This window comes from Opitutaceae bacterium (assembly GCA_041395105.1).
Classification (GTDB): Bacteria; Verrucomicrobiota; Verrucomicrobiia; order Opitutales; family Opitutaceae; genus B12-G4.
On the sequence record JAWLBB010000003.1, the window covers coordinates 55,745 to 81,032 of the forward strand.

Annotated in this window: 17 protein-coding genes; 7 read left to right on the forward strand and 10 right to left on the reverse strand. The window is 60.1% G+C overall.

What is annotated here, in order from left to right:
• Positions 1 to 3: 3 nt before the first annotated feature.
• The 6 genes from R3F07_11805 to R3F07_11830 all read right to left on the reverse strand — a co-directional run bounded on the left by R3F07_11805 (position 4) and on the right by R3F07_11830 (position 8,179).
• Complete coding sequence (locus tag R3F07_11805; protein ID MEZ5277057.1) at positions 4 to 1,521, reverse strand: restriction endonuclease subunit S; 1,518 nt, start codon at positions 1,519 to 1,521, stop codon at positions 4 to 6.
• Positions 1,522 to 2,059: 538 nt separating this feature from the next.
• Positions 2,060 to 2,974, reverse strand: a complete 915-nt coding sequence (locus tag R3F07_11810; GenBank protein ID MEZ5277058.1) for an HNH endonuclease — start codon at positions 2,972 to 2,974, stop codon at positions 2,060 to 2,062.
• A 45-nt stretch (positions 2,975 to 3,019) separates the two neighbouring features.
• The gene (locus R3F07_11815) at positions 3,020 to 3,730 is read right to left on the reverse strand and encodes a nuclease-related domain-containing protein (GenBank protein MEZ5277059.1); all 711 of its coding nucleotides are present in this window, start codon (positions 3,728 to 3,730) and stop codon (positions 3,020 to 3,022) included.
• A 341-nt stretch (positions 3,731 to 4,071) separates the two neighbouring features.
• On the reverse strand, positions 4,072 to 4,485 hold the full coding sequence (locus R3F07_11820; protein MEZ5277060.1) for a PIN domain-containing protein: 414 nt from the start codon (positions 4,483 to 4,485) through the stop codon (positions 4,072 to 4,074).
• A complete protein-coding gene (locus R3F07_11825) occupies positions 4,475 to 4,717 on the reverse strand; it encodes a hypothetical protein (GenBank protein ID MEZ5277061.1) in 243 nt (80 codons plus the stop codon). Before R3F07_11825 ends, R3F07_11820 begins: the two co-directional genes overlap by 11 nt.
• A 1,104-nt stretch (positions 4,718 to 5,821) precedes the next feature.
• Positions 5,822 to 8,179 (reverse strand): hypothetical protein, encoded by a 2,358-nt coding sequence (locus tag R3F07_11830; protein MEZ5277062.1) that lies wholly within the window; start codon positions 8,177 to 8,179, stop codon positions 5,822 to 5,824.
• Between the two features lie 515 nt (positions 8,180 to 8,694).
• Between R3F07_11830 and R3F07_11835 the strand changes: the two genes are divergently transcribed.
• From R3F07_11835 to R3F07_11850, 4 genes are all read left to right on the forward strand, one after another.
• Positions 8,695 to 11,607 carry an endo-1,4-beta-xylanase gene (locus R3F07_11835; protein MEZ5277063.1) on the forward strand — a complete coding sequence of 971 codons (2,913 nt, stop codon included), beginning with the start codon at positions 8,695 to 8,697 and terminating at the stop codon, positions 11,605 to 11,607.
• Between the two features lie 1,119 nt (positions 11,608 to 12,726).
• The gene (locus R3F07_11840) at positions 12,727 to 12,921 is read left to right on the forward strand and encodes a hypothetical protein (GenBank protein MEZ5277064.1); all 195 of its coding nucleotides are present in this window, start codon (positions 12,727 to 12,729) and stop codon (positions 12,919 to 12,921) included.
• 58 nt (positions 12,922 to 12,979) lie between these two features.
• The gene (locus R3F07_11845; protein ID MEZ5277065.1) at positions 12,980 to 15,265 is read left to right on the forward strand and encodes a serine protease; all 2,286 of its coding nucleotides are present in this window, start codon (positions 12,980 to 12,982) and stop codon (positions 15,263 to 15,265) included.
• Between the two features lie 516 nt (positions 15,266 to 15,781).
• Positions 15,782 to 17,371, forward strand: a complete 1,590-nt coding sequence (locus R3F07_11850) for an alkaline phosphatase D family protein (protein MEZ5277066.1) — start codon at positions 15,782 to 15,784, stop codon at positions 17,369 to 17,371.
• A 481-nt stretch (positions 17,372 to 17,852) separates the two neighbouring features.
• Here the strand turns inward: R3F07_11850 and R3F07_11855 are convergent, their stop codons facing one another.
• From R3F07_11855 to R3F07_11870, 4 genes are all read right to left on the reverse strand, one after another.
• On the reverse strand, positions 17,853 to 18,512 hold the full coding sequence (locus tag R3F07_11855; protein MEZ5277067.1) for a phytanoyl-CoA dioxygenase family protein: 660 nt from the start codon (positions 18,510 to 18,512) through the stop codon (positions 17,853 to 17,855).
• Positions 18,513 to 19,133: 621 nt separating this feature from the next.
• Positions 19,134 to 20,168, reverse strand: a complete 1,035-nt coding sequence (locus tag R3F07_11860; protein MEZ5277068.1) for an alpha/beta hydrolase — start codon at positions 20,166 to 20,168, stop codon at positions 19,134 to 19,136.
• Positions 20,169 to 20,173: 5 nt separating this feature from the next.
• The gene (locus R3F07_11865) at positions 20,174 to 20,617 is read right to left on the reverse strand and encodes a DUF2214 family protein (protein MEZ5277069.1); all 444 of its coding nucleotides are present in this window, start codon (positions 20,615 to 20,617) and stop codon (positions 20,174 to 20,176) included.
• A gap of 130 nt (positions 20,618 to 20,747) precedes the next feature.
• Entirely contained in the window at positions 20,748 to 21,434 is a 687-nt protein-coding gene (locus tag R3F07_11870) for a CoA-binding protein (GenBank protein ID MEZ5277070.1), read from the reverse strand.
• 351 nt (positions 21,435 to 21,785) lie between these two features.
• Here R3F07_11870 and R3F07_11875 point away from each other — a divergent pair, with 351 nt between their 5' ends.
• From R3F07_11875 to R3F07_11885, 3 genes are all read left to right on the forward strand, one after another.
• A complete protein-coding gene (locus tag R3F07_11875) occupies positions 21,786 to 23,126 on the forward strand; it encodes a hypothetical protein (GenBank protein MEZ5277071.1) in 1,341 nt (446 codons plus the stop codon).
• 64 nt (positions 23,127 to 23,190) lie between these two features.
• Positions 23,191 to 24,006 carry a methylenetetrahydrofolate reductase gene (locus R3F07_11880; GenBank protein MEZ5277072.1) on the forward strand — a complete coding sequence of 272 codons (816 nt, stop codon included), beginning with the start codon at positions 23,191 to 23,193 and terminating at the stop codon, positions 24,004 to 24,006.
• A gap of 120 nt (positions 24,007 to 24,126) precedes the next feature.
• Positions 24,127 to 25,083 (forward strand): uroporphyrinogen decarboxylase family protein, encoded by a 957-nt coding sequence (locus tag R3F07_11885; GenBank protein ID MEZ5277073.1) that lies wholly within the window; start codon positions 24,127 to 24,129, stop codon positions 25,081 to 25,083.
• Positions 25,084 to 25,288 lie beyond the last annotated feature (205 nt).

A 25,288-nucleotide genomic window follows, 5' to 3' on the forward strand; every position in this document is an offset into this window, starting at 1 on the left:
ATGTTATGCGGCTCCTTGGTGTTTCGGTAATAGGTCCAGTTCGTGAACGCGGGTCTTCGCGGTCATCAGTTCGTGAAGGAGGGTGCGGAAGAGGTTTTGGAATGAACGTTTGCGTCTCTCGTGGATAGTGATCTTGGATTCTACCGCTTCAAGTGCTTCGCCGATCTCCGCCTGTTGGTCCGTGGGGGGAGTCGCGATCTTCTCGCCGTGAACAATATTCCGATTCAACGTTTGGTTTGCCGCTCCAGTATCGAATCGTTTCAGCCGCATTTTCTCGAGTAGGTAAGCGACAAATCGCGGATTATTCCCATTGAAATCTTTAATCCACAACGTCGTGTCATGCAGCCAATAATCGGAGGGAACGTAATTAACGGTTCCAAATGAACCCTTTCGAGCAATCACGACACCAGAGCCTTTGACTTTGGCTTCATCGTGATAGCTGCTAATTCCGCCTGACGAAACGACCGGATATTCTCCGACGCGCTGATCCTTTTTTGTGATGTCGAAACCTCTTTGAAGAACCGCAAATGAATCGAAGCGTTTGACCTCCCAACTCCTGGGAGCGGGGCCGATTTCGGATTGTTTTTGGGGTTCGTTGCGGAGGCCTTTGGTAAAGGGCTTGCGCATGAGGGCCTTTTTCAGCTCGGTGGTGGTCTGAATGATCCGCTCCTGCGTTTCGATCGCCCGCTGTACCGTCGAAAGGATGTGCGCGATCTCCTTCTGCTCGCGGAGAGGGGGGAGAGGAAGCCACGACGCGGTTACGTCTGAATCCCGAACTGCTGGGTAGCTCGCCCCTCGTTCCAAGCCCGCCATGCGGGCATTGAAGTGACCAGTGATCAGTAAAGTGTAGAGGAACCGAGGTACTGCCTTCGCCTTATCGCAACGCAAAACGCAATAGCCGGTGCCCGCAATCGGACCGTCACGTTCTGGCGGAAACAGCGCAATTAGGTTGAGGGTCGGACGAACCGTCGCGAACAGAACTTCGTCGGTTTCAGTTGCTTTCCTTGCTCGGCTTGGTGCGTCAGATCCAAGTGTCGGAGCCGCGCCAGTGATCCTAAATGACCTGTTGGAGACAGCCAAAACATCGACGTATTGAGATACCTCGTCAGGCTTTTTGTGCGGATCACGCTGCTTTGCTTTGACGACGATTTTCCCGATGGGCCGGTTGGTATCGGCCTCGATGGTACGGATGTAGCGAATCGGAGAGTTGTTGTTTTCGTTCTTCTTCAGCTCTTCGTGATTGACGATGCTGCTGTGCTTTTCCTCCGCCTTCCGCTCGGTGAGTTTTTGCGCGACGCGCTGGATACCTGCGCTGGGAAAGAGGCTCCTGGGGACGCCCTTTTTGAAGACCTGGCTGGCGTTGACGAGGCAAACCGGAACCGGCCGGGTCTTCGACTGATCGTTGTTGAGGAAGACGACAATCCGAGGGGCGGTGGTGGCAAAAGAGAGGTTATGATAGGCGACGTCACTCTCACCCCGGGGGCTGCCCCAGCGGGTGGTCTGTCTCAATCCGTTCGGCATGATGGGGAATTGCTCTGGTCCTGTTCGCGAAGGCCAAACTGCCACCGGAAGGGCATCGCCATGGTTTCAGAATAGTTTTCCTATTGTCTCAGAGGAACTTAGATTGCAAATATAAACCCGGATCTTGGCGGATTCTGAGAGGGGCTCTGGATAGACTGTTTTGGGCTCTTGCTGACTACATGCCGGTGGCAGGGAATGACTTCGCTTTGAAGTCCTTGAAGGGGAACAATGAAGCAACCTATTTGGGGAGGGGAAAGGCTCTATCGTTCAAAATCAACGTCACCCCACGCTCTGAATCCGAAGCAAGTCGGAGACCAAGACTGTGAGATATCAACGGTGACACCCTTCCGAATTCATTGGGCTCCATGTTTCAGCGGGTCCCCATAGTGCAGGGGGGGGGGTTACGAGATCGAGGCTTCGAGGGGATTTGGTCATCGGTAACGGAGTGCACTCTGGACGGGCACCTACCAAACTCGACACCTAAGCTGCCAAATCCACAATTCCGCCAACATCCGGACCTATTTTTACCCTGACTGCGTTAGGCCTGGAGCAATCGATGCATTCGCGACTCCCGGCCGGCTGCTGCCGGTCGGAAGTCCTGCTCGGACGGTAGTCGGATGATTCGGTGGCCATCGAGGGCCGACAATTCCTGCTCTCCGGCGGATCGACGCGGGTTGATGATGGGTGCAATCGCCCAGGTATCGTCGTGGTTCAAAGCGATCAGTGAATGATCCATCGCCCAGTGATGGTTCTTGCAGAGTGCGATTCCATTGGATGGGTGATCGTTGCGGCTGGCGGAAAAGGGAATCAGGTGAGCTGCGTCGACGAAGGACAGTTCATTCTCCAGCCTTATTCGCAGGCCGCAGGCAGCACATTGGTGGTCGTAAAGTTCGCAGATGATCCGACGGAAAGCTGTCGATCGTAACGGGCTCTCAGCCGTCCTTCCATCCGTGTCATCCCTTTTCTCGCCGTATTCATACCCGAGTCTGGCAAGCTCCGTTGCTTTGTCTGGGAAATAGCGAGCGATCAGGTAGGAGCGAACCTCATTCCGGATTTTTCTGGATTGGAAAAGGGTCCAGAGATCTGGATCAAAGTAGGCGTAGTCGGCTTCTTTTCGGAGTTGAGCGACAGACTTGGGTGCCCGGACAATTCCCGGCACGTAGAGTGGTTGGTTTCCTTTGCTGGGTTGCAGATGCCAAAAGCCGTCTCCAGACAGGTAGTAGAACGGATTCTGGATCGTAGGCCGGTCGTCTTTTTCGGCCACTGTGGCGAAGACCGCTTTGAACTTTGTGATGAGTTGATCGCTCAATTCGATCCGATTCGCCTTGATTGCTCCCGAGTCGATCAGATCAAGGATCGCCAGGAGGAGTGCCGGTTTATGGGGGCGCTCGTGCCCTGCGGACTTGTCCCGTTTGAGGCGATAAAGTCTATCAATGTAGTCCTGCAGATTCACTGGTTGTCGAGAGCGGACGAATTGTTAGCCCGTTTCAGTCCAGGCTCAATCCTCAACGTCGCGGCAGATGCTGTCGAGTTGACGGGCGATCAGATCAATCTCCTGGGCCGAAAGAATCTGCTGACCACGTCCTTTGACAGCCTGTGGAAGAATCTTGGGGTTGATGACCCGGATACCCGGGGAAGGGGATTCCTTCACGAACCAACCCGGGAAGGTGAGGATAGGACGAACCGGCGTTTTCAGTCCCGTTCGGGTTGTGATCCAATTGCTCAGCCAATCGGCCTGCGCTTTGGCCTGTTTGATCCCCTGGGTATCTTCACCCCAAGGGAAGATAACCTTCCGTCCGTCAAAGCTGGCTTCGTATTCCTTGTATCCGGGTCGTGCGCGGCGTTTTCGACGTGCCTTCGTCTCGACAAGAGCAACGCCAGTCGGTCCGACAACGACGTGATCAAGGTTGAACCGCTTCTTTCCGTTCGAAGCGGGCACATCATGAAAGACTCGGTACCCATCGGGTTTCAGAGGTTCAAGATACTCCCCGACGGCTCTTTCGCCGAGGTACCCGAGTCGATCATCCCTCATCCTGTTCAAACGGCGAAAGAGCAGGGTGCCTCCTATAGCGATTCCGCCAACGAGGATCACGCCCATGGCCGCCAACTGGAAGACGATCCGATCTGCAGGGAGTCCCGGCAGGGTGTAGACAAAGACCCCAGCAATCAGTAGCGGACCCAGAGCGGTTCCCAACACCCAGAGTTCCATGGTGTTTTCGGTCTCTTGGACGCGCCTGCGAAGCGATTCTCCCGGTCCTCGCAGAAGAATGAAGGGTACGGGCGAAAGGGTCAGCCCTTACTTCTTGAGGGTACGGGCGAAAGGGTCAGCCCTTACTTCTTGATGTTTTCCGTTGCATGAGACTCATGGTACGGGCGAAAGGGTCAGCCCTTACTTCTTGATGTTTTCCGTTGCATGAGACTCATTGTTCGGTGTAGGGGGTGGTGAAGGGAAAGGGGTAGGAACGAAAAGGTGTCACCGTTCAATGTTCAACCCAGGGGGCGCTCCCATCGAGTCAGCCGACCAGTTGCGTCCGATCTTTTGTTTCGTGCTCATTGAAAGGGATTGACCACCCGAACCCCATCGTAGTCCTGGCCGGGGTTGAGGTCTTCGGAGTAGAGAGTGTGGCAGCCGAGTTCCCGGGCGGCGGCGACGATGGTGGAGTCCCAGTGGGAAAGTCGGAATCGGCGTCGCAGGATGATGGCGGAAAGAATCAGCTCACGAGTGATGGGCTGCACCGGCACGTGTCCGCTGAGTTCCATGGTGGCCTCGATTCCGTTTTCGGAAATGCCCAGTTCTTTCTTGCACAAGGCATTGGAGATGAATTCCTGCAGGACCTGGCCGGAAAGAGCGAAATCGGTCTCCAGGATCAACCCTTCGGCGATGGTCCGCTTTCCGGCGTCGGCGGGTGCGGAGGAGCAAGCGTAGAGGAGGACGTTCGTATCCAGAAAAGCCTCAGCGGTCATAAATTTCTTCCCGCTTCAGAGGCGCCATGGGTTCCGTGTTCGATGCCCGCATGGCTTTCAACAAGTTCTTGAAGGTCTTCTTCCTCTGGTTGTCCCGTGCGCTGTCGTTCTCTTCGGAGGTGACCGTCTCCAATCCCCTGACGACGAGTTCGCGCAAGGTTGTCCGCCGCTGGGCCGCTATGATCTTCGCCCGATGGAGAAGTTTGTCAGGAAAATCTATCGTCGTTTTCATCGGAACAACATTTGCAGAAGTATTGGAGTATTGTCAATGAAGGTCGATGGTGGGCCGCTAATCAGGCTCGGGTTGGTTTAAACTCGAAGGTAACCCTTCGACGGGCTCAGGGCTGGCGAAAGAAGGAACGAAGGCCTCCGGCTCGGAGAGGCGCGACTTTCGGTGGCTTGTAAGGACATAGGGGTCAGGCAACAAATATCAAGAATGGTGCTGGGTGCACATCGACCGAGGCTTCGAGCGAGGCAAGGGCCTGGTGCTTGTGGGAGGGGATTGACTACGAAGAAGGTACCTCTTCGGGGGGCCCAGGGCAGTGGAAGGAAAGGTAAGGGGCGCTGAAGGTTGGAAGACGGGAGATGAATGCTTTGGCGGCGTGGCCCGAGGGCCAGCCCTACGGGAGAGGGTGGGGGAGGAGTAAGGGGTCAGGCTTTGTGGATTGTAGTTGAACGGCATTGTCGCCCGGTTCTCGACCCCAGCGAGGCCGGCTTCAGGCTCAACCGGCGAATTGGCTGCGATGGATCTCGAGGAATGCGGGGTCGGGGAGAAACCGTTCTGGCAACTGAATCTTCGTTCCCTCGAAATGTTTGAAGTTTTCCCGAACGGTGCTGTTGGTGAAGTGGTCCCGGATCGTCTTGGAGACGACGAGCCGTAGATCAGAGTCCAGGGTGATCAAATGGCGATCAAAGGTTGCCCTTGTGGGGCTGTTGCCCAAATCATGATAGGTCCACCCTCACGGATTCTTCGGGCGGCGGCCCGGCCTCCGGCTCAGAAGAGCCTATGGATCGGAGAGGAGGACCGCCCTCCATCATGTCCCGTTCTTTGAGATGGAGGGTCGTGCTTCCGGCTTCGTGGGACTACGCCGGGACAAGCCTGCGCGACCGCGTTTGGGCAACAGCCCCTCAAAGCCTGACCCTTTCTCTTTCTCCCGGATTCCCCTCGTGTCCTCTTCGGAGTCTCCGATTCCCAGTGGTCGGACACGCATGATCTGACGGGTTGGGCAGGAGAGGATTACGCCTCGATTCTTGTCCAGACCGGCTCTGGATCGAGGCATAAAGCCTCTCCTACACCCTCTTGTGGATACCTGATACCCATCAGTTAATCAGTCTCTTAGCTGGTGGGGAAGCCTTCGGGCCAAGGTTGGCCTTCGGGCGGACGCCAGAGAATGTTGGTGTCGATGCTGGGTTTGTGGTGACGGTATTTCTTCATCAGGCGGATCTTCTGCCGCACGTGCCGGCCGAGATTCTTACCGTAGATGAAGGTGGTTTCGCCGGTATCGGAAACGACCATGAACTCGGTGGGGGAGTTTTCGAAGTGATCGAGGAAGCCCGTGGCATTCTCGATTTCCTGGTCGATGGAGGCTTGGAGGAACTTCTCGTATTTCCTCTTTTGGGCGACGGACTTGCTTTCGATGTATCCGTAGACACCGGAGCACCACGCGACGACGGTGCGCAGGGTGATGGCCCAGTGGCGGTAGGCGCGAAGACGATCGCGGAGATCGCTGAAGACGGCGGTGGCCTGGGTGTCGTCGGCACATTTGGCGAGGACGGCGGCGACGTGTCTTTCGGCTCTGGCGATACGGGGGAGCAGTTTCTTGTCGAAGCGTGGCACCATCTTGTCGGCGGAAGCGCGGGGGATGAGGTCGAAGAGCACGTCTTTGCCGAGGTCGTTTATGCCGGGGTTGTTGTGCTGGAAGCATCCGTGGCGTTCGTAGTAGCGGCGTTCGGCGGCGGGGATGGCTTCGATATCGGGAACGATCGGGCGATCCCAAGTGCGTTGCCAGCACCAGCCGAAGCCGCAGAAGAGGGGCACGACCGGTTGCCAGGCGACGGCGTCTTCGAAGAGTTCCCAGGCCTTGGCGAGAGCCGGACCGTGGCTGTCACCGGCAAAACGGTTTGCGGTGGCGGCGAGGACCTCGTCAATGGACAGTTCGGGGGTGAATTGAGCGGCGCGGATCGCCGCGGTATTCGGCCAGTAGGGGGCGGCGGTGGTGTTGGCGAGGCCTCCCATGGCACTGACCATACCGACGCCGATGCGTTTGAGCTGGGTGAGTCGTGCGTGGAGCATGCGTGGCCAGGGAATGCCGATGAGGGGTTCCTGGTTCCAGACGGGTCCGGGGGCGTAAGTGAGGATCGGTTCGACGCCCTGGGCGCGTTCCTTGGCGAGTTCGGCTTTCTCACGCTCGTCGATCTGGCAATGGAACATGCCGCCGGCGACTCCTTGTTGATCCGGATAGTTGGGGTGGCTGTAGGGGAGGGAATAACCCCGGGCGAGGAGCGAGGGGCCTTCCCAGTGGATGCCGCGACCAAGTTCGGATTTGAGGTGGTCGTGCTCCACCTTGAAGGGCTCGATGCGCAGGCTGAGTTTGAAGTCGGGATTCACTTCGCCGGCGGCGTCGCGGAGATTGCGGAGGAATCTGCCGATGCTTTTTCCCGAAGCTTCGGCGATCTTGTCGTGGCTGCGCCATTCGCGGATCATATAAGGTCCGCCGTTGCGACCGATGTAGAGGGAGGCGGAGTGTTCGAATCCGCCGCCGCTGTCATTGGTCCAGATGGACATGGCATCGAGATCGGGCACGGCATCCATCAGGGCCTTGATGGCGAGGCGGAAGTGGTGTTTGGTGACGGGGTGGTCTTGCGCCATGGTGTAGCGCGGCAAACGGGAGCGGAAGGGGTGATCGATACGCGCACCGCGGAGGGTAGGGTAACGTTGGAAGAAACGTTCGGGCAGGCTGCGTGGCTCGTAGAGGCAGACGCTGGGCTTGAGGCCGAATTTGCGACCGAGGGCCGAGAGACTCTGCAGACGTTCGAGGTTGGCGTCGAGGTATTGGGCCGGCCAGATGCCACGGGTGAGCGGGGTGTCGATGAAATGATTGAAGCCGGGACAATAGGTGTAGAATTGGGAGTAATATTCGCCGGGCACGGAGTCTTCGTAGGGGAAGCTGGAGTGGAGGCTGTTGACCTCAATGTGAGTGAAGCCGGATTCAGCGAGCGTGGCGGCGTATTGCTCGGGGCAGAACTTTCGGTTGGTGCGCCAGTATTGGGCGAAGGAGCCGTCCCAGATGGGGCGATTCATGCTGAAGCTGCGTTCGATGAGCAAACCCCGGGCGAGTTTTTCCCGAGTCGTGCCGGTGAGGCCGTGGGAAAGCAGGCGCACGGCGGCGTAGAGCCCGGAACCTTCGCTGGCGATGACTTCTCCGGTGCCGTCTTCGGCGATGCGCAGCCACATCCAGTTGGCGGTGTCCCTGGCGGCTTTTTGCGCGGCGGGAACCCAGCCTCGGGAGGCCAGGGCGACATTGACGCCTTTTCCGGGCCGGGGGGATTTTTCGGCCGGCGCACCGGTGAATTGGGCGAGTTCATCGGCCGCGGTTTTTTCCACCGGGGAAAACTTCGAGGCGTAGGTGATCCCCTTGATCCGGAGGGAGGACTGAAGAGAGGTGGCGTTGCTCATGAGAATAGGGAAAGTCATAAGGAGAAGGGAGACGGAGCGGGAAAGACAAGCAAAGGCGTCTTCAAGCGGTCCGACTATTCATGATTCCGCAAGGGAGGAAGAAGTCGGAAGGGCAGAAGGGAAAAACGCATAAACTTGAAGGGGGTAAAAGAGTTCATCCCCACAAAGCCTGACCCATTCTCAGAAGGGGGTGAATGGGCCGACCCCTTCCACTGTCCGATTTTTATTGTGCATCGCCATCGGAATGCTAGTTTCGCACCGAAATTGGTATTAGCCAATCACGAGTTGTATCGCAGGCGGTCGGAGAAATCAGAAACAATTCCACTCCGATCGGTTGGGGGACTTAGCTGATCGATTCGGCTGGCTGTGCTGTTTTGGACCATTCGGACCGCGGGATTCAGTTGGAGAAATCGTGAGGGATCGCCCACTCCTCGACCGTTTTCGCTGACCGGGAACCCCTCTCCGAAATGATCGATTTCATGATATTTGCTGGAGATTCACGAAGAACCTAGAGCGCCCAAGAGAGGATTCCCATGATTGATCAGGTCAAGATTTCATTGCCGGGACGCGGTGGTCAACGATCGCTTTTTCTCTTCACTTCTCTAGTCGCAGTCCTTGCCGCACGTTCTGAAACGAATCTCCTGCTGGAATACGGCGGATTTGAGAACGTTGAGCCGGGAGCTAGCTTTATCACGCCGCCCGACATTATCGATGCGGAGACCTTTCAAGGCTGGAGGCTCTTTAACGTTGATTCGGGTAATGTGGTGTTCGAGGCATCCATAACGGATCACGCTTCGGCTGGCAGTCAGGCCATACGACTCAAGGTGAACAACACGAACCAATCAGGCAGTCTTGCCCTCGACCAATGGGATTTGCCATCTCGAGCTGCCGCGAGCTTTCGGAAGAATTACCTGGTTTCCTTCGACGGCGCTCTGGTGGAAGGTGCAACCACCAACAATCTTCACTTGGTCATTCACGAATTCGACGCGAATGGAGATATCCTCCAGGCTGGATCGGAAACGTATTTTTCTGTCGAATCATCGGAATTTGCGACGAAGTTGTATGCCTTCAGCCCTGTAAATCCGAGCACAGGCATGGTCAGTTTGTCGTTCGGGCCGATGAGAAATGTTTCCGGTTCTGCAACGATCGACCTCGACAATATCAGCATTGTCGAATTGCCCCCGGTTGTAAATGGGGACTTTGAATTGTTCGACAAGGAAACGGCGGGTGGTTCAGGGGTTTTTGGCGATGTATCATCCATCGTCGGATGGCGACTCTTCAGCGTAGGAGAAACTCCGATCGAGAGTCTGGTCACCACGGTTGTCGATTCCGCCGATTATACGGGAGGCGGATCCGAGGGGAAAGCCCTTCGTATCGATATAAACAATACAGGAACGCCCGTAGGTCAGGACTACGGCCTGGACAAGGACAACTTCAGGACGCCGGTCTCTCCCGGTGACAAGTTTGTCCTTGGTTTCGATGCGGCCCTGCTTGAGGATTCAGAAGGATCGTTTCTCCTGGCTGTGAGCGTGGCGGAGTTTGATGGTGAGGGAGGGTTCAATGGAATTGCGACAGGATTCAATCATGCGCTTCCTCTCGATCAGAGTTTCCATAGGTATGAGTTCTTTATCGAGATCACCGATCCAACGGCCGCTCAAGCAATGATCGCCTTTCGCCCAACCACGACCGGCGCAAGCAGTCTCGTTCTTGACAATGTGGAATTGACACCCTTTTCGGAAAAGCCCGGCTATCAACCGGGTGATCTCAGTGCTCGCCAGAGCGAACTCACCGTGGCCCTCAGGTCTCTGGAAGGGGCGCCTCTCCAAGGGACGGCCAGCGTAAAGGTGGAGATGCTCAATCATGCCTTTCGGTTCGGCACCTCGGTTGCGGCATACAAACTGGATCCCGATAATGCGAGTTACGATGAGTGGACTGCCACCGAAGTCGACAAATACTTCAATTCGGTCACCTTTGAAAACATCATGACCTGGGCCTTTTACGAAGGTATAGGTCCGGAGCGCCTTCTGAAGGCTGTTGAGGCCGCCCGGAACCACAGAGGCTTTGGCAGTGCTGATCGGATGCGGGTTCGCGGACACACCACCGTCTGGGGCGCCCGATACCAAGTGCCCCTGGACGTGCAGAATTCAGACGATGGCCCCTTTATCCACGACCGTATTATCAACCATGTTTCAGACTACCACAACACGTTCAGGAAATCCGGAGTGAAGGTGTTCAACCTTTACAATAATCCGTTCTATCAGACCAATCTGCTCATGGCGAAGATTGTTCCGGGGCTGGACTTGACTGCCCAAGCCGCGGAGATCGCCCAATGGTCCAACGCAGCCAAGGAGGCGGATCCGAATGCAATCCTCTTTGTGGAAGAGACCAATATGCTGAACTTCTGGAATGAAGATGATGCCGACATAATACGATACAAGGCCCTGATAGACGGCATTCGCGATGCAGGTGGGCAGATCGATGGTATCGGGGTGCAGGCCCACATCGATCGCATGATCACCAAAGCACAGATTACTCGCCGACTGGATATTCTGGCTGCTCCGATGGCACCTACGGCGAATCACCCTGAGGGTCTCCCGGGCTTGCGAATCGAAGTGACGGGTTTCGATCTCAATATAGGAAACTGGAAAGCGTCTCCGGAAGAACAGGCATTCGTCGCTGCCAATGTGCTCGAATGCGCTTTTGAGCATCCATCGGTCGACGGAATCACCATGTGGGGCATGAACGATTTCAACCATTGGCGCAGAAATTCTGTCCTGTTTGACGACCTTGATAATACCAGCGGCGATCGCATTGAACCTGTGATCAAGCCCAGCGGCCAGGTCTGGATAGATCACGTCCTGACCGATTGGTGGACGAACGTAAGCGGCGAGAGCGACAGTTCCGGCATCTTTGTGACACCCGTGTTCAAAGGAAAGCACAGGATCACCGTTACATACGAGGGCGTCACCAAAGAGTATATAGCGACCATTACGCATGATGAAACGGTGGCGGCATCGTTCAAGACCGCGGTGCAGGATACTTCCAGTTTCGAGGAGTGGGAGGAATCTATCTCATGGGCCCAGGCCGGCGACAGCGACAGGGCTGCGGATCCCGACGGGGACGGCAAAAGCAATTTCGAAGAGTACGCCAGAGGTTCCAACCCGCTGGGCCAGGACCCCTCCGCGGAGGACTTTATTCAGCTTGATTCCGACGGAAACTTGAATTTCCACTTTTCTCAACGAACCAGCGGCGGAGATATCACGCGAGCCATTGAGTATTCACCCGATTTGTCTGTCTGGTTTTCCTACCCGGATGAAGTTCTCTCTTCCCCCGCACCGGCGCTTGATTTCGTCATGGTCGACGAAGGTGAGGGTATTGCACACATGAAAGTGCAAGTAGGGCCCACGGGATTCTACAGACTGGTGTTAAGCCCTTCGACGCCGTAGGCGGAATTCGTCAGTTGCGGGAAGCAGAAGGGGTTGTTCAGAATTCAGTCTTTCTTGGACTGGGATGGGGTCAGCCCTGGTTTTGAAGTAGTCACGAATGGCGCTCAGCTAGCGAAAGAGTCGGATCAGCCAACGAGGTGTTGATTGCGCTTCGGCGGCGGGTCCGGAGGCCCTCGCCCTACCACCTGGAGTCAGAGCATCCGTGGCAGGGCTGGATGTCCTCTCCGAGGCGTAGGCTCGACGAGCCGGAGGCCCGGTCAGCCGCAACGGTTGTCCGAGACAAGACAATGAAAGGCACCCTTAACTGAGCGCCATCCTATTGTGCTACGGTTTCTTTCGGAATACCCGGCCCAGGCACAGCCTCCCTCATGCGGACCCGTTGAAGAAACGGACACCTGACCGTCGAACCCTTTTCAGCGCCCCGATGGCTGACATACGGTGCAACTGTCTTCAGCTACAAACTACAAAGCCCGACCCTTTCTCTCATTCACCGGTGAATTGGGCGAGTTCATCGGCCGCAGTTTCTTCCACCGGTGAAAACTTCGAGGCGTAGGTGGTCGCCTTGATCCGGAGGGAGGACTGAAGAGAGGTGGCGTTGCTCATAAGAATAGGGAAAGTCAAAAGGAGAAGGGAGACGGAGCGGGAAAGACAAGCAAAGGCGTCTTCACGGGGTCAGTCCGACTATTCAGGATTCCGGAAGTGAAGAGGAAGTCGGAAGGGCAGAAGGGAAAAAACGCGTAATCTAGAGGGGGGCAAAAGAGTTCATCCCTTGAGTTTTGATTCACGGTGACTCTGAACCGAAAGGCATCTGGAACGGGACAAGGGATCTGGAAGGGGAAAACGTTCAGTTTTCAGTTTTCGCCCGACCCCGCCAGGGACAAGAGCCAGAGGAAGGGGGCCAATGGGGTCAGTCAATGAGAAGCTGTTGCCCAAACGTGGTCGCGCAGGTCTGTCCCGAGGTGCAGCGGCCGCTCGGGGATCACGATCCCCATCTCCAGTGACGGAACGCGATGAAGGACGGTCCTCGTCTCCGATCCGCACGCTCCCGTGAGCCGGAGGCCGGGCCCCCGCGCGAAGAATCCGTCAGATTGGAGGCATCCCGAATTGGGAAAGAGTCCCTTGTCTGTCGATCTCATTCAGGTTGGACCCTCGGGGCGATCCGGAGATTGCGCCGCCGAACGCATCCTGCGCGAAGACTTACCGCCCCTCCTTGAAGAAGGGGGCTACATCGCGCTGGCCGACGGACGCGTCCGCGAGGACGTGGCCTTCACAGACTACCTCCACTGCCAGCGCCTGCTCCGCGCTGTCACCTGATCCGCCTAATTGCATATGGGCGTGACATTAGCTCAGGTTATGATCTGAATCGCCCTCCATGACTGCCGCCCCATCCGACGGGACCGCTGACGCCGATGATGCCTGCCACCCGCGCCCGCCGGGCCATTCCCGGGTCGGGGTGGAGACCCAGCCCTTGTCATCCGTCCGGGGCGGGCGGCGCGCCCTGGTAGGCCTCCTGGCCCTCCTTACGGGCGTCTGCGCCCTTGCCGGTCCTGAACCTGCAGTATCGATCCGGACGCCGGTGGCTGAGCCGATTATCGGCGGTGGACCGGCCGCCCCGGGCGAGTTCCCCTGGATGGTCGCCTTGATCGACCGCGGGTCGACCCTGAACTCCGAACGCCAGTTCTGCGGCGGTGTTCTGATCGGCCCGACCTGGGTGCTCACCGCCGCCCACTGCGTCGACTCAATCCCCCTGAACGGCTTCCTCGTAGCCCTCGGGGAGACCAACTTGAACGCTTCCCCGCGGCTGGCCCGCGCCAAACTTGTCTTCGTTCATCCCGACCATCATCACCGGGTCTCCCTGGGCGCCGATATCGCCCTGATCCAGCTTTCGGTCCCGGTCGATGACATCGGCCCGCTCACCCTCCGCCGACCGGAGGATCCGCCGGTCCTGCCCGGGACGGGAACCATCCTTGGCTGGGGCCGCACCACGACCGATCCCGAAGACCAGACGCGTACCGCCCATCTCCAGGTCGTGGACGTTCCGATCCATCCGCTCGACAGCGCGATCCTGGTTGAAGCCGGACTGGACGACCTGCCGCCTGGATACATCCCTGTTGGAGGCTTCGATCCGCCGGCCGATTCGGCGCAGGGCGACAGCGGCGGGCCGCTCCTGATCCGGGACGGCGAAACCGGCGACTGGCTGCTGGCCGGGATTGACAGCTACGGCGGCCGGCCCACTTCGGACAGCCGAAACGGATTGTCCGTCTACACCGACGTCGCCCACCACGCCGGCTGGATCGAGGGGATCACCGGCTCGGCGCCCTCGGCCCCGCGCGTCGAAGTCGACGGATTTCCGTTCCTCGGCGACCAGCTTGCCACCACTGAGGCGACCCCTCCCTCGTTCAGGCTCTGGCCCTTCGCTCCCGGCTGCCTTCAGGAAATCGAGTTCTCCGACGACCTGCGTGACTGGCACCGGTTCAGTTTTGCGATGCGCGACGCCCCCGACTACCGGTTCGAGGCGGACGGCGGCATCATTGTCGACCCCGCCCGTCTCTTCAACCTGAGCGGTCGCGTCTTCGTCCGCGACACCCGAAACCCGGCATCGGCCGTCCGCACCGGAGCCTTTCCCCTCCGGCCCCACGTGGTCACCCGGGGGACGAGCCGGAGCACCGCGGCCTCCCTCGGCCAGAACCAGGTCACCTACCGGCTGGCGGGTTTCGAAGCCGGCCGGCCCTACATCATCTCCTGGAACGAACCTGACATCCAATCCAGCAACATCCGGTTCCAGGTGGAAACCAAGGGCCTGCTCAAGGACATCCCGTCGGTGATCGGCGAGACCCTCGAAGCGCAGATCGCCTTCCTTGCGGAGGCCGGCTCCGGCTACTGGCTGACCGTGTCCGGCCTCAACCCGCACCAGGATCAGGAGTTCTCGCTCTACGCACGCGAGGACACGGCGATCGGGGTGGTGGTGGACGCGTGGCAGAACGGCTCCCTTGAGGCTTCCGACACTCCGAGGGCGGGTGCCGACGTGGTGATGGACGTGTTTCGGTTCACCGGACTGACACCCGGGGAATACCGGATTGAGCTCTACTCTGAGTTCGATGCCGAAATGGAGGTGGTCGACCGGCGGACCGGCGGACGGCGCGGCTACTTCGACGAGGAGGTGGGGGGTAAGACGGAATCCTTTATCGCCGACTGGCTCGACCTGGCGGAGTCGGATTTCCGTATCCGGAATTTCGATGCGGGGGTCTACGGCGCCTACCGGTTCCGGATCACTCCCCAATCCAACACCGACACTGTCGATGTCGGATCGGACCGGCAGCGGGCCGTGACCGGCCGGGACGCCTCGGTCTCCGACGACAGGGGGAGGGTCTACCAGTACGAGTGGCTCGAGATCGAGCGGGCCCGGGAGTATTCAAGCATCACGGTCACGGTTGAAGGACTCAGCGGCTACGGTCCATTTGTCGCGATCGTCGGCAGCGGCTACGACGATTACGTGGACACGGGCAAGGGTGGTCTCGTCACCCTGACCTTCGCGCCCGAATCCAACCGGGGCTACGTGCTCCTCGTCGGCACCCAGGACGACACCCGCAACCAGAACTACCTGTTGACGATAAGCGGGACGCCCCGCCTGGACGATCCCGACTACAACCTGCCCTGACCGTTTCATCCGCGGAGCCAGGTGGGGCCCAAGCAAGGTCGCTGCGCCGTCCGTACCGGAGCGGCCGCTCCGCTCGAAGGTCAAAGGGGGCGGTGTTCAGATTCGAGTTTTCTTTGAAACAACGCGCCCGAAATGGGATTGATCGTTCCTATCGCGTATCTGTGAGGAGTCGGCCCGGGTGGGAAGCGGGTATGTTCGGCAGAATTGCGGGTCACAGGATATAAGATACAAACAATGTCATTGATTCGGGCCGCTCGACTTTGTTTCTTTTAGGAAACGGCCGGTGTCGCTGTTGAGTTTGTCGGTCTGTTTGGTTATATCGTGGGTTGAAGCCGTGCCAATCTCATCATGCCCGTCCTGGCCGAGACGTTCCGCTGCCGTATCTCACTTTCTTCTGTCGCATCTCTTTCCGTGTTGCAGGACTACCTTACCCGGCCCTGTGGAACCGTGAGGAGGAGACTTTACATTTCGTATCGCCTCCCGGCAATCCAACGTCTTCAAAATGAGGAATAGATCATGCTCGACAAGCTGTTGAATCGAAACCTTCTCAGCCGGCGCAGGTTTATCCTGGCCGGAGCCTCAATTGCCGCCGCCCCGCTGCTTCGCTCCCGGGTTTTCGATCCCATCGGGGAGCCTGAAGGCGGGCTCTTTTCACTTGGGGTGGCTTCGGGTGATCCCCTGTCGGACGGTTTTGTGCTCTGGACCCGGTTGGCTCCGCGGCCAAACGAGCCAGGCGGAGGCATGTCACCCGAGCCCGTCGAGGTCAGCTGGGAAGTGGCTGAGGATGAATCGATGAACCGCATCGTCCGGAAAGGCATCGCTGTGGCCGAGGCGGCCTGGGCGCATTCCGTTCACGTCGAGATCGCGGGGCTCCCGTCCGATCGGTGGTTCTGGTACCGGTTTCGGGCCGGCCCCGAGGTCAGCCCCACGGGAAGAACTCGAACGCTTCCCCGGGAGGGTGCCCTGCCTGAGCGGCTCAACTTCGCCTTCGCTTCCTGCCAAAAATACGAGATGGGCTATTACACAGCCTATGAGCACATGGCGCGCGAGGATCTCGATCTGGTGGTCTTTCTGGGCGATTATATTTATGAGGATGAGGACTCCTCCAAGGGGGTCAGGCCCCATGGGCTGGAAGCCATCCGCACCCTGGACGACTATCGGTTGCGCTACGCCGTCTACAAATCGGACCGGGCACTGCAGAAGGCCCACGCCATGGCTCCGTGGATTGTGACCTGGGACGACCACGAAGTTGAGAACGACTACGCGGGCGATGTTCCGAAACGCCCCGAGGATTATTCAGAATCCGCATTCCTGCAAAGGCGCGCCGACGCCTACCGTGCCTACTACGAACATATGCCGCTCAGGTCGACGGCGAGGCCGTCCGGACCGGATTTGACGCTCTACCGGCGGTTCGACTATGGACGGCTCGCGCGATTCCACGTTCTTGATACGCGCCAGTATCGGTCCAATCAGCCGAGCGGGCCGAGAAGGCAGCCGTTCAGTCCGGCGCTGGAAGACCCGACCGTCACCATGCTGGGAACCGAACAGCGCCTCTGGCTGGCCGATGGGCTCTCCCATTCTCCGGCCATCTGGAACATCCTCGCCCAGCAGGTCCTGATGGCCCCGGTTGATCTGGAACCCGGCTCCGAGACCTCTTTCGACGTGGACAAGTGGTCGGGCTACGGAAACGAACGGCGGTGGCTTCTGTCCTATCTGCGGGAGGCGAATGTCTCCAATCCGGTGGTCCTGACCGGCGATCTCCATGAGAATTGGGCCAATGAACTCTGGATTGACGCCGATCAGGATGTCACGGACCCTGTGGCGGTCGAACTGGTCGGGACGTCAATCAGCTCGAGTGGCAACGGGGTGGGGGAGCCGGACTACCTGGCGGAACTTCTGGCCGAAAATCCCTGGGTCAAGTTTCACAACGACCGACGGGGATATGTCCGCTGCAGGGTGACACCCGCGGAATGGCGGGTCGACTTCCAGACGGTGCCGTATATCGACAGGCGTGGCGCCCCGCTCGAAACAAGCGCGTCATTCCTGGTCGCGAGTGGTGACTCCCATCTGCATCGGGCGCCGGGTGGCCCGTACCCGCCTGAATGAACGCGAAGGGCGTCTCGCAAGAGTCGAATAACCGAGGCCGGACACTCCGACGAAGAACCAGCCACAACCAGGCCGGACATATCCGAACTCGAAAGAAAACGTAGCATGCAACGTATTCTTTTTGCCGCCCAAAAGAAACCGTATTGTGCTGGAATGGCGCTCAGTTTGCGAAAGAATCGGATCAGCCAACGAGGTGTTGATTGAGCTGGCGGCGGGTCCGGAGGCCCTCGCCCTACCACCTGAAACCGGAGCATGCATGGTAGATGACATGTAGCCGACAGGGAAGCAGAAGGGGTCAATGTTCAGATTTCAGTTCTCTTGGAAACAACGCTCTTGAAGGAGGTAGGTCCATTCAGAGCATCATGTTGTCCTGGGTTCCTCGAACACAGCCGCTGGCAGGGACTGACCCCGTCCTCTTGCTCCCCAACCGCCGCCTTGCCCAACGAACCCAATCAATCTCTGCGACACGCTTCAGCAAAACTCAAGACAGCCTCTTGGAAGGAAACGGGCCGTAAGTCTCCGCCAGGTCATTGTCGGCATCATAGATGATCTTGCCATCTTTCACAAATGGCACGGCCATGGCCCACTTCTTGATTTCATCTCCACCAATCGGGGCCGAGGCATACTGCGGCAGATAAATGCGGCGCATCCGCTTTGTCAGATTGGGGCCGCTGCGATGCAGGGTGTAACTCGTGAAACAGGCGATACTGCCGGCGGGAGCAATCACGGGATCTCCGGGATCGTCGCCGGTGTAGCCCACCAGATCATGCGTGCCGGGTTCCTCGATGTGTTCCACGATCTTATCCGCCGTGCCACCACGGGAATGTGGGAGGATATAGGCCGTGCCATTGGCCTCACTCACATCATCGAGCGTGACCCAGCAAGTCAGATACGGAGGGTGTGCGACGTCGGGATGGCTGCGTTTCACGTAGCCGCTGTCTTGATGCCAACTGAACTTCATTCCCTGCTCCGCATTCTTGACGACCCATTGTTCATTGAACAAGAACACATCGGGACCGAGGGCGGCTTGGGCAATTTCCGCCATCATGGGACTGAAAATGAACTCCCGCATCCGCTGGCTCAACCGATAGAGGTTGCCAATGAAGTATCGGCGACCTCGATGATTGATCCCATCCACCATGATACCCTTGCTGTCCATCTGAGAATCCTTGTAGCCGAGGAAATAGGAACACTACTCGCGAAGCATCGTCAGTGTGTCAGGTGGGATGATTCCCGGTAGGATCATGTAGCCTTCGGTGTGATAGAGATCGCGCTGTTCAGGTGTAATGAGGGTCATCGTGCTGAAGGTTGGGGGAGTCTGGCTGGGACCTGTCGTTGCAGGCCAAGTTGAGAATACCGGGGAAGTCTAGGTCGTCGGCAGCCTGACTGTCGCGTTCAATCTTCTCGAATGGGTAACTAAAGGGCTTGGGATGGGGTCAGCCCGGGTATTGAAGTAATCACCGCAGGCTTCCTGCGTTTACACGGGGCGCCTTAGGTCCTGTTCCCAGTCCTGGTCAGTCCCGGGACGCTGAACTTTGGCCGCTGACTGACCGTCGAGCCGCTTATCGTTGTTTTTTCTCGGACAACAGTTGCGGCTGGCCGGGCCTCCGGCTCGTCGAGCCTACGCCTCGGAGAGGACGTCCAGCCCTATCACGGACGCTCCGTTTTCAGGTGGTAGGGCGGGGCCTCCGGACCCGCCGTCGAAGAGCAAACAGAGCTTTGTTGGCTCATTGCGCCTTGGCGCTAACCAGGCGTCATTCTATTATGCTACAGTTTCTTTCCAATGCTGCCGGTAATGCCTTTGCGTCCCCACTGCTGGTGCGCTGGAGATTCGTAGGCAGGGTGATGCCTCAAGTCGGCGGAAGGGGAGACGGGGGGTTCGAAAGGTGATCGAGGATGGCCGCGGCCAGGGCTTCGGGCTCCTCCTCGGGCGCCGAGTGGCCGCACTGCTCGAGGATGATGAGGTGCGCCTGCGGCAGGGTTTCGGCGACGCGCCGGCAGGGCTCGACCCCGACCACTGCGTCGTGGCGACCCGCGACGACCAGAGTGGGCGCCGGAATGCGTTCGAAGGGCAGGGTGAATCCCCGGGTGCCTGCATGGCCGCGCCGAAGCCGCGGAACGCGTCGCCGAGGCCCTCGATCAGGAGACGTTCCCGGTAGGCCTCGGCAATTTCCGAGGTGAGGAGGTCTTTTCGATGGTAGGCCATCCCGAGCGTGCGCCGGAAGCGGTCCGGGCTGGAAAGGAGGGCGCGGACCATCCCGTAGGCGAGCAGCCGTCCCGGTGCGACGCGCAGGTACCAGGGTGGCTTCTCGAATTCGGCGGCCGGGCTGATCAGGACGAGGCGGTCGACCCGGTCGGGGAAGTCCGCGGCCAGGACCATCGCGAGGGCGGCGCCGTAGGAATGGCCGACGACGGTGGCCTGCCCGACGCCCAGGTGGTCGAGGACCGAAAGGACCATCCGGACCTGGCCGTCCGGCGTGTAGGGCTCCGTCCGGGCCGGGCGTTCGGTGAACCCGAACCCGTTGAGGTCGATCGCCACCACCCGGTGGTGCTCCGCCAGCAGGGGCGCCAGCTTTTGAAAGGAAAAGGTGGAGGCGGCGAAGCCGTGCAGAAGGACGACCGGTCGGCCCGCCCCGGTCACCTCGACGTGGACCCGCCGTCCATCGACCTCGACAAGCTGGTCGCCGGGAAGCGCGGCAACGGCCTCACGGTAGGGGGTCAGCGAGACGCAGCCGGGAAGCAGGGAGAGGGCGGCCAGACTCATGAGTCGGATGATGAAGCGGCGAGGCGCGGGCATCAGCCTCAGGTCGACAGGCCGATCCCGCGGGCCATCAGAGTGGCGAGCAGCGGCATGGCGAAGAGCAGGATCAGCTCGAGCCGGACGCTCCAGATCAAGGAAGCCGGGATGGCGACCTCGTCGGAGGGTTCGCCCTTGCGCTGGCGACCGAAGAAGACGCTCGGGTAGATCGAGATCAGCCCGACGAGGAGGAAGAGGGTGATCTTCAGGTGAAAGATGCCGTTGGGGGAGTAGAAGGAGGCGGGCTTGCCGACCACGAACCACTGCAGCAGGCCGGTGACCAATACGATGACCGCGCTTATCCCGTAGACCAGGTCGATCCGCTGCAGGCGCGCGAGCTGCAGACGCGTGAGCCGCGGCTGCAGACCCCAGTGCTGGGCGGCCACCGCGGCCACCAGGGTGAGGATCGAAGCGAAGTGGAGGTAGCGTACCAGGATGTCGGCAGTCATGACTCGAAGCGGATGAGATGACGGTTATCCGTTAAACTGTCCCGCGCAACAACCCCGCTGAAGTATTGCCCGGAAACCCGACCCGGTTCCCCCATCGGGAGATCCGGTCGGGCGGGACCCGCCGCCGCCTTCAGAGCGTCTCGCTTCGGACGCGCTGCTCCTTGCCCTTCATGCGCAGGACCCAGCGAAGGCAGAAGTGGGCGGGATCGGCCGGTTTGAGATAGAGCATCGGACACAGCCCGGGAATGACGATGGCCCCGGCGCCGCGCAGCCGCTCGATGGCTTCGGCCGTAGCGGCGCCGGGGCTCATCGCATCGTGGAGCCAGACGAAGGGGACGCGGGCGGCGATGCAGTCCTCGACCGCCTCGGTGACCTGCGGGGGATCGACATAGAGAAGCACGGCCTCGACCGGTGGGTCGATCCGGGTGAGCGACGAGGCGCGGTCTGCCGCAGGGTCGTCGGCGAATGCGGGGTTTACCGCGATCACCTCGGCTCCCCGCTTGCCCAACTTCCGGGCCACCCATTCCCCGGGAGCCGGCTTGCCCGTCTCCACGCCCCAGATCGCGATGCGTTTTTTGCCGAGGAATTCCCGGACCCGTTTCTCGAATGAACCGTCCGTCATGATCTTGCTCTCCTTTTTGCCGCCGTGGCGGCGGATCGAGAATAGCCGGCCAGGCCCGCCCGGTTCAAGCTTTCCCGGGGGGAAGACGAAGCGTCCTCCCGGATTCCTCTGGTCGGGAAAGCCACGATCTCCTGCCGGAACGGGCAATGACTTGCCGGTGGCTCCGGTCAGAATGGGAGAGGCGAAAGAGGGCACCTTTCAGGTTTCGGGAGGAAAGGCCCCGCATATCCCCTGGGCGTGGCGCGTGCCACCGGTGGGCTCCGGGTTAGTCCGAGGCAAAATTGGTGGGATCGTTCGATTTTCGGCGGCCGGAAGCGGCAGTGTTTCAAGGGTGCCGAGGCGATTTCTCAGTCGGCCGGAGGGGGTGGAACGGGCGTGCGGCGATTGCTCGTCGCGGGCTGGAACGACTGTCCGTCGGGCCTTGCCTTAACGGGAGTTTCCGTCGAAGTTTTTGGGGTGTCCGGACAAGGTTCTCCGCCTTCCTGAGCGGAGACCGGGGCGAAACCCAAGGTCCCGGGATTCCGGCCTTCCGCACTGTTACCCGTCATGAAATCGCTTGAAGACAAACTGAAGAATTGGAAGAGCCCCGTCGACATGCTGCGCAATGCGCCGGTCGGCCCCTATGTGTTCCCGATCAAGCCGGAGTTCAGCAACTGGCGGGACGAGCAGGAGGCCTGGCTGAAGACGGCCGCGCTCTTCGACCTCTCGCACCACATGACCGACATCTATTTCGAGGGCCCGGACCTCATGCGGTTGCTCTCGGACCTCGCGGTCAACACCTTCGCCAATTTCGGGCCGGGCAAGGCCAAGCAGATCGTGTGCTGCAACCCGGAGGGCTACGTAATCGGGGATGCCATCCTCTTCGGGCTGGGCGAGAACAAGGTGAACATCGGCGGTCGTCCGTCCGTTCCTCACTGGGTGGCCTACAATGCCGAGAAGGGCGGCTACAACGTGACGGTGACCCGTGACGAGCGCTCGGTCCAGAACCAGGGGCGGCGCAAGACCTTCCGCTTCCAGATCCAGGGCCCGCACTCGATGGCCATCCTGGAGAAGGTGGTCGACGGTCCGATGCCGGTGGTCAAGTTCTTCAACATCGCCTCGTTGTCCATCGCGGGACGGCCGATCCAGGCGCTCGGCCACGGCATGGCCCGCACGCAGGGGATGGAACTGTTCGGTCCGTCGGAATACGGCGAGGACGTCCGCGCCGCGCTGCTGAAGGCCGGCGCCGATTTCGGCCTTCGCGAGGTCGGCGGCCGGGCCTACTCGACCGTCTCGCCCGAGTCGGGCTGGATTCCGTCGCCGATGCCGGCCCTGTTCAGCGAGTCGATGAAGGCCTACCGCGAATGGCTGCCGGCCGACGGATTCGAGGCCAACGCGTCGATCGGCGGCAGCTTTGTCTCGGACCGGATCGAGGACTATTACCAGACGCCCTGGGACCTCGGCTACGGGCGCCACGTGAAGTTCGACCATGACTTCGTGGGCCGGGCCGCCCTCGAGGCGATGGCCGACAAGCCCCACCGCGAAAAGGTCTGGCTGGTCTGGAACAATGACGACGTGCTCCGGATCTACGCCAGCGCCCTGGGGCACGGTGACCGGTTCAAGCACCTGGAAATGCCCGGCGCCCAGTATTCAACCCTGCCGTTCGACCAGGTGCTCATGGACGGGAAGCTGGTCGGGCTCTCGACCTACAACGTCTACACCTCCAACACACGGGCCTGGGTTTCACTGGCCATGGTCAACCGCGAGGCCGCGGCCGACGGGACGGAGGTCACGGTCATCTGGGGCGAGGAAAACGGCGGCACGGCCAAGCCTTCAGTCGAGCGTCATGTCCAGACCGAGGTGGGCGCGGTCGTTCGCACCTCGCGTCCGGTGCCGGAGGAGCATTGAGGCGTTCCCACCGCGATCGACCGGGCAGGGGCCCGCTTCATGCTGCCGCACCGGACAACCACACATGACGACTGACGCGCAGATCCGCTGGACCCTTGAGGTCGTGCCCGCCCACGCCGACCGGGTTTCGGTCGCACGCGGCCTGGTCGACGAGGTCTTCGTGACCATGATACCGGGTTCCGAAATCCGGGCGATCCTCACGGCAATCGAGACCATCGCGGGCCAGGGTTTCGCACCGGTTCCGCACATCGCTGCGCGCGAATTCCGGAGCGAGGCCGAATTGGATACCTTCCTGGAAGGTATCCGCAGTCTTGGGATTGCCAAGGCGCTGGTCCTGGCCGGCGGCATTGGTCGTCCGGCCGGCCCCTTCACGGAAAGCCTCGATGTCCTGCGGACCCGGGCGTTCGAACGCTCGGGACTCAGGACCGTGGGCGTGGCAGGCCATCCCGAGGGCAATCCCGCTGACCCGGATCCCCGCCGGAGCCTCGAGCGGAAACTGGGATTCCTGCACGCAGCCGGCATCGAGGTGGAAATCGTCACCCAGTGGAGCTTCTCTCCGGAAAACGTTACCACCTACATCGAGGACCTGCGCCGGACCGGGATCAACGAGACCGTGGCGGTCGGAGTGGCGGGTCCGGCCTCGCTCAAGACGCTCCTGAAGTATGCCAAGACCTGCGGGGTGTCCGCCGCGACGGAAGTCCTGAAGAAGCAGGGCTTCAATCTCGGACGGCTCCTGGTGTCGAACAAGCCCGAGGCCTTCGTCGCCGCGGTCCGGGGAACCCGCCGCTTTCACCTTTATCCGTTCGGGGGACTCGAGAAGTGCGCGCGTTGGCTGGAGGAGCAGAAAGCCAGGTCGGCCGGCGTCCGAGGGGCGGAGTAGACATCCGCGACCGGGCACAGGTGCGCGTTACGCGATCCGGGGATTGCGCCGGACGGGTACTCTCCGTAACCTTGCCGGGTGCGTGAGAGCATGACCCACCGCCGCCGTTTCCACGAAACGATGGGGCCTGGATCCCCGGACCGGGTGCCTTATTTTCAGGAAGGCATCCGTGCCGAAGTGCTCGAAGCCTGGCGCCGGCAGTCCCCCGGTGCCGTCGAGGCCCAGGCTTGGGTCCTGCAGGCGGATCCGAAGGTTGAACTGCAACCGGACCTGGAACCGGCTCCGGAGATGCCAGGGCGTCCGCGCTCCCGGACCGACCTGGCCGAAATGGAACGACGGCTTGATCCGCACGACGCGGGACGGCTGGCCGCGATGGCGGGCGCCGTAAGCGAAGAACTTCAGTCCGCGGACACGGTGCGCATGCTGCGCATCCACCGGGGCTTTTTCCCTACCCTGGGCGTGCGGAACTGGGAGCATTTCCAGGACCTGATGCTCCTCCTGGGCGATGACCCGGGCGTCGTCCGCGAGGCCATGCACATCCAGGGCCGCTTCTGCGCCGCTCTGGCCGAGCACATCCTGGAACAGACCGAGATCGATGCCGCTGTCTTCAGCGAACCCATCGGCGGGAACGCGGGGCCGCTGATCTCCCCGTCGATGTATCGTGATCTGCTCCTGCCGAGTTATCAGCCGGTGCTTAACGCTTTTTATCGGCATGGCGTTTCCACCATTATCTTTCGCACCTACGCCAATGCGCGGATTCTCCTGCCGGCAGTCCTCGAATCCGGATTCAACTGTCTCTGGGCCTGCGAGGTGAATACCGCCGCAATGGATTACCGGTCCATCCGCCGCGAGTTCGGACGTGACCTGCGCCTGATCGGGGGGATCGACCTGGACGCGATCCGCGCCGGGCGCCACGCCATCGACCGCATCCTGCGCGAGGAGGTGCCGCCCCTCCTTGAAGAAGGCGGCTACATCCCGCTGGCCGACGGACGCGTCCGGGAGGACGTGGCCTTCACGGACTATCTCCATTACCGGCGCCTGCTCCGCGAAATCACCCGATCTGCCGGGTCGGATTGAGCGCGGTTGAGCCGGGTCGATAGGCACCAGCGGAGTCCCCTTTGGCACCATCCCATGCCCACCGCCATGCTCTACTGACCATACCTGGGCAATTGACGGGTCTCTCGAATGCCTGAGAGTGGTTCACAGCTGGAACAAAATCGTTTGCGTATTTTGAAAAAGAACCTCTACCAGTGAAATGCAGGCTACCTGACGCACCTCTGAA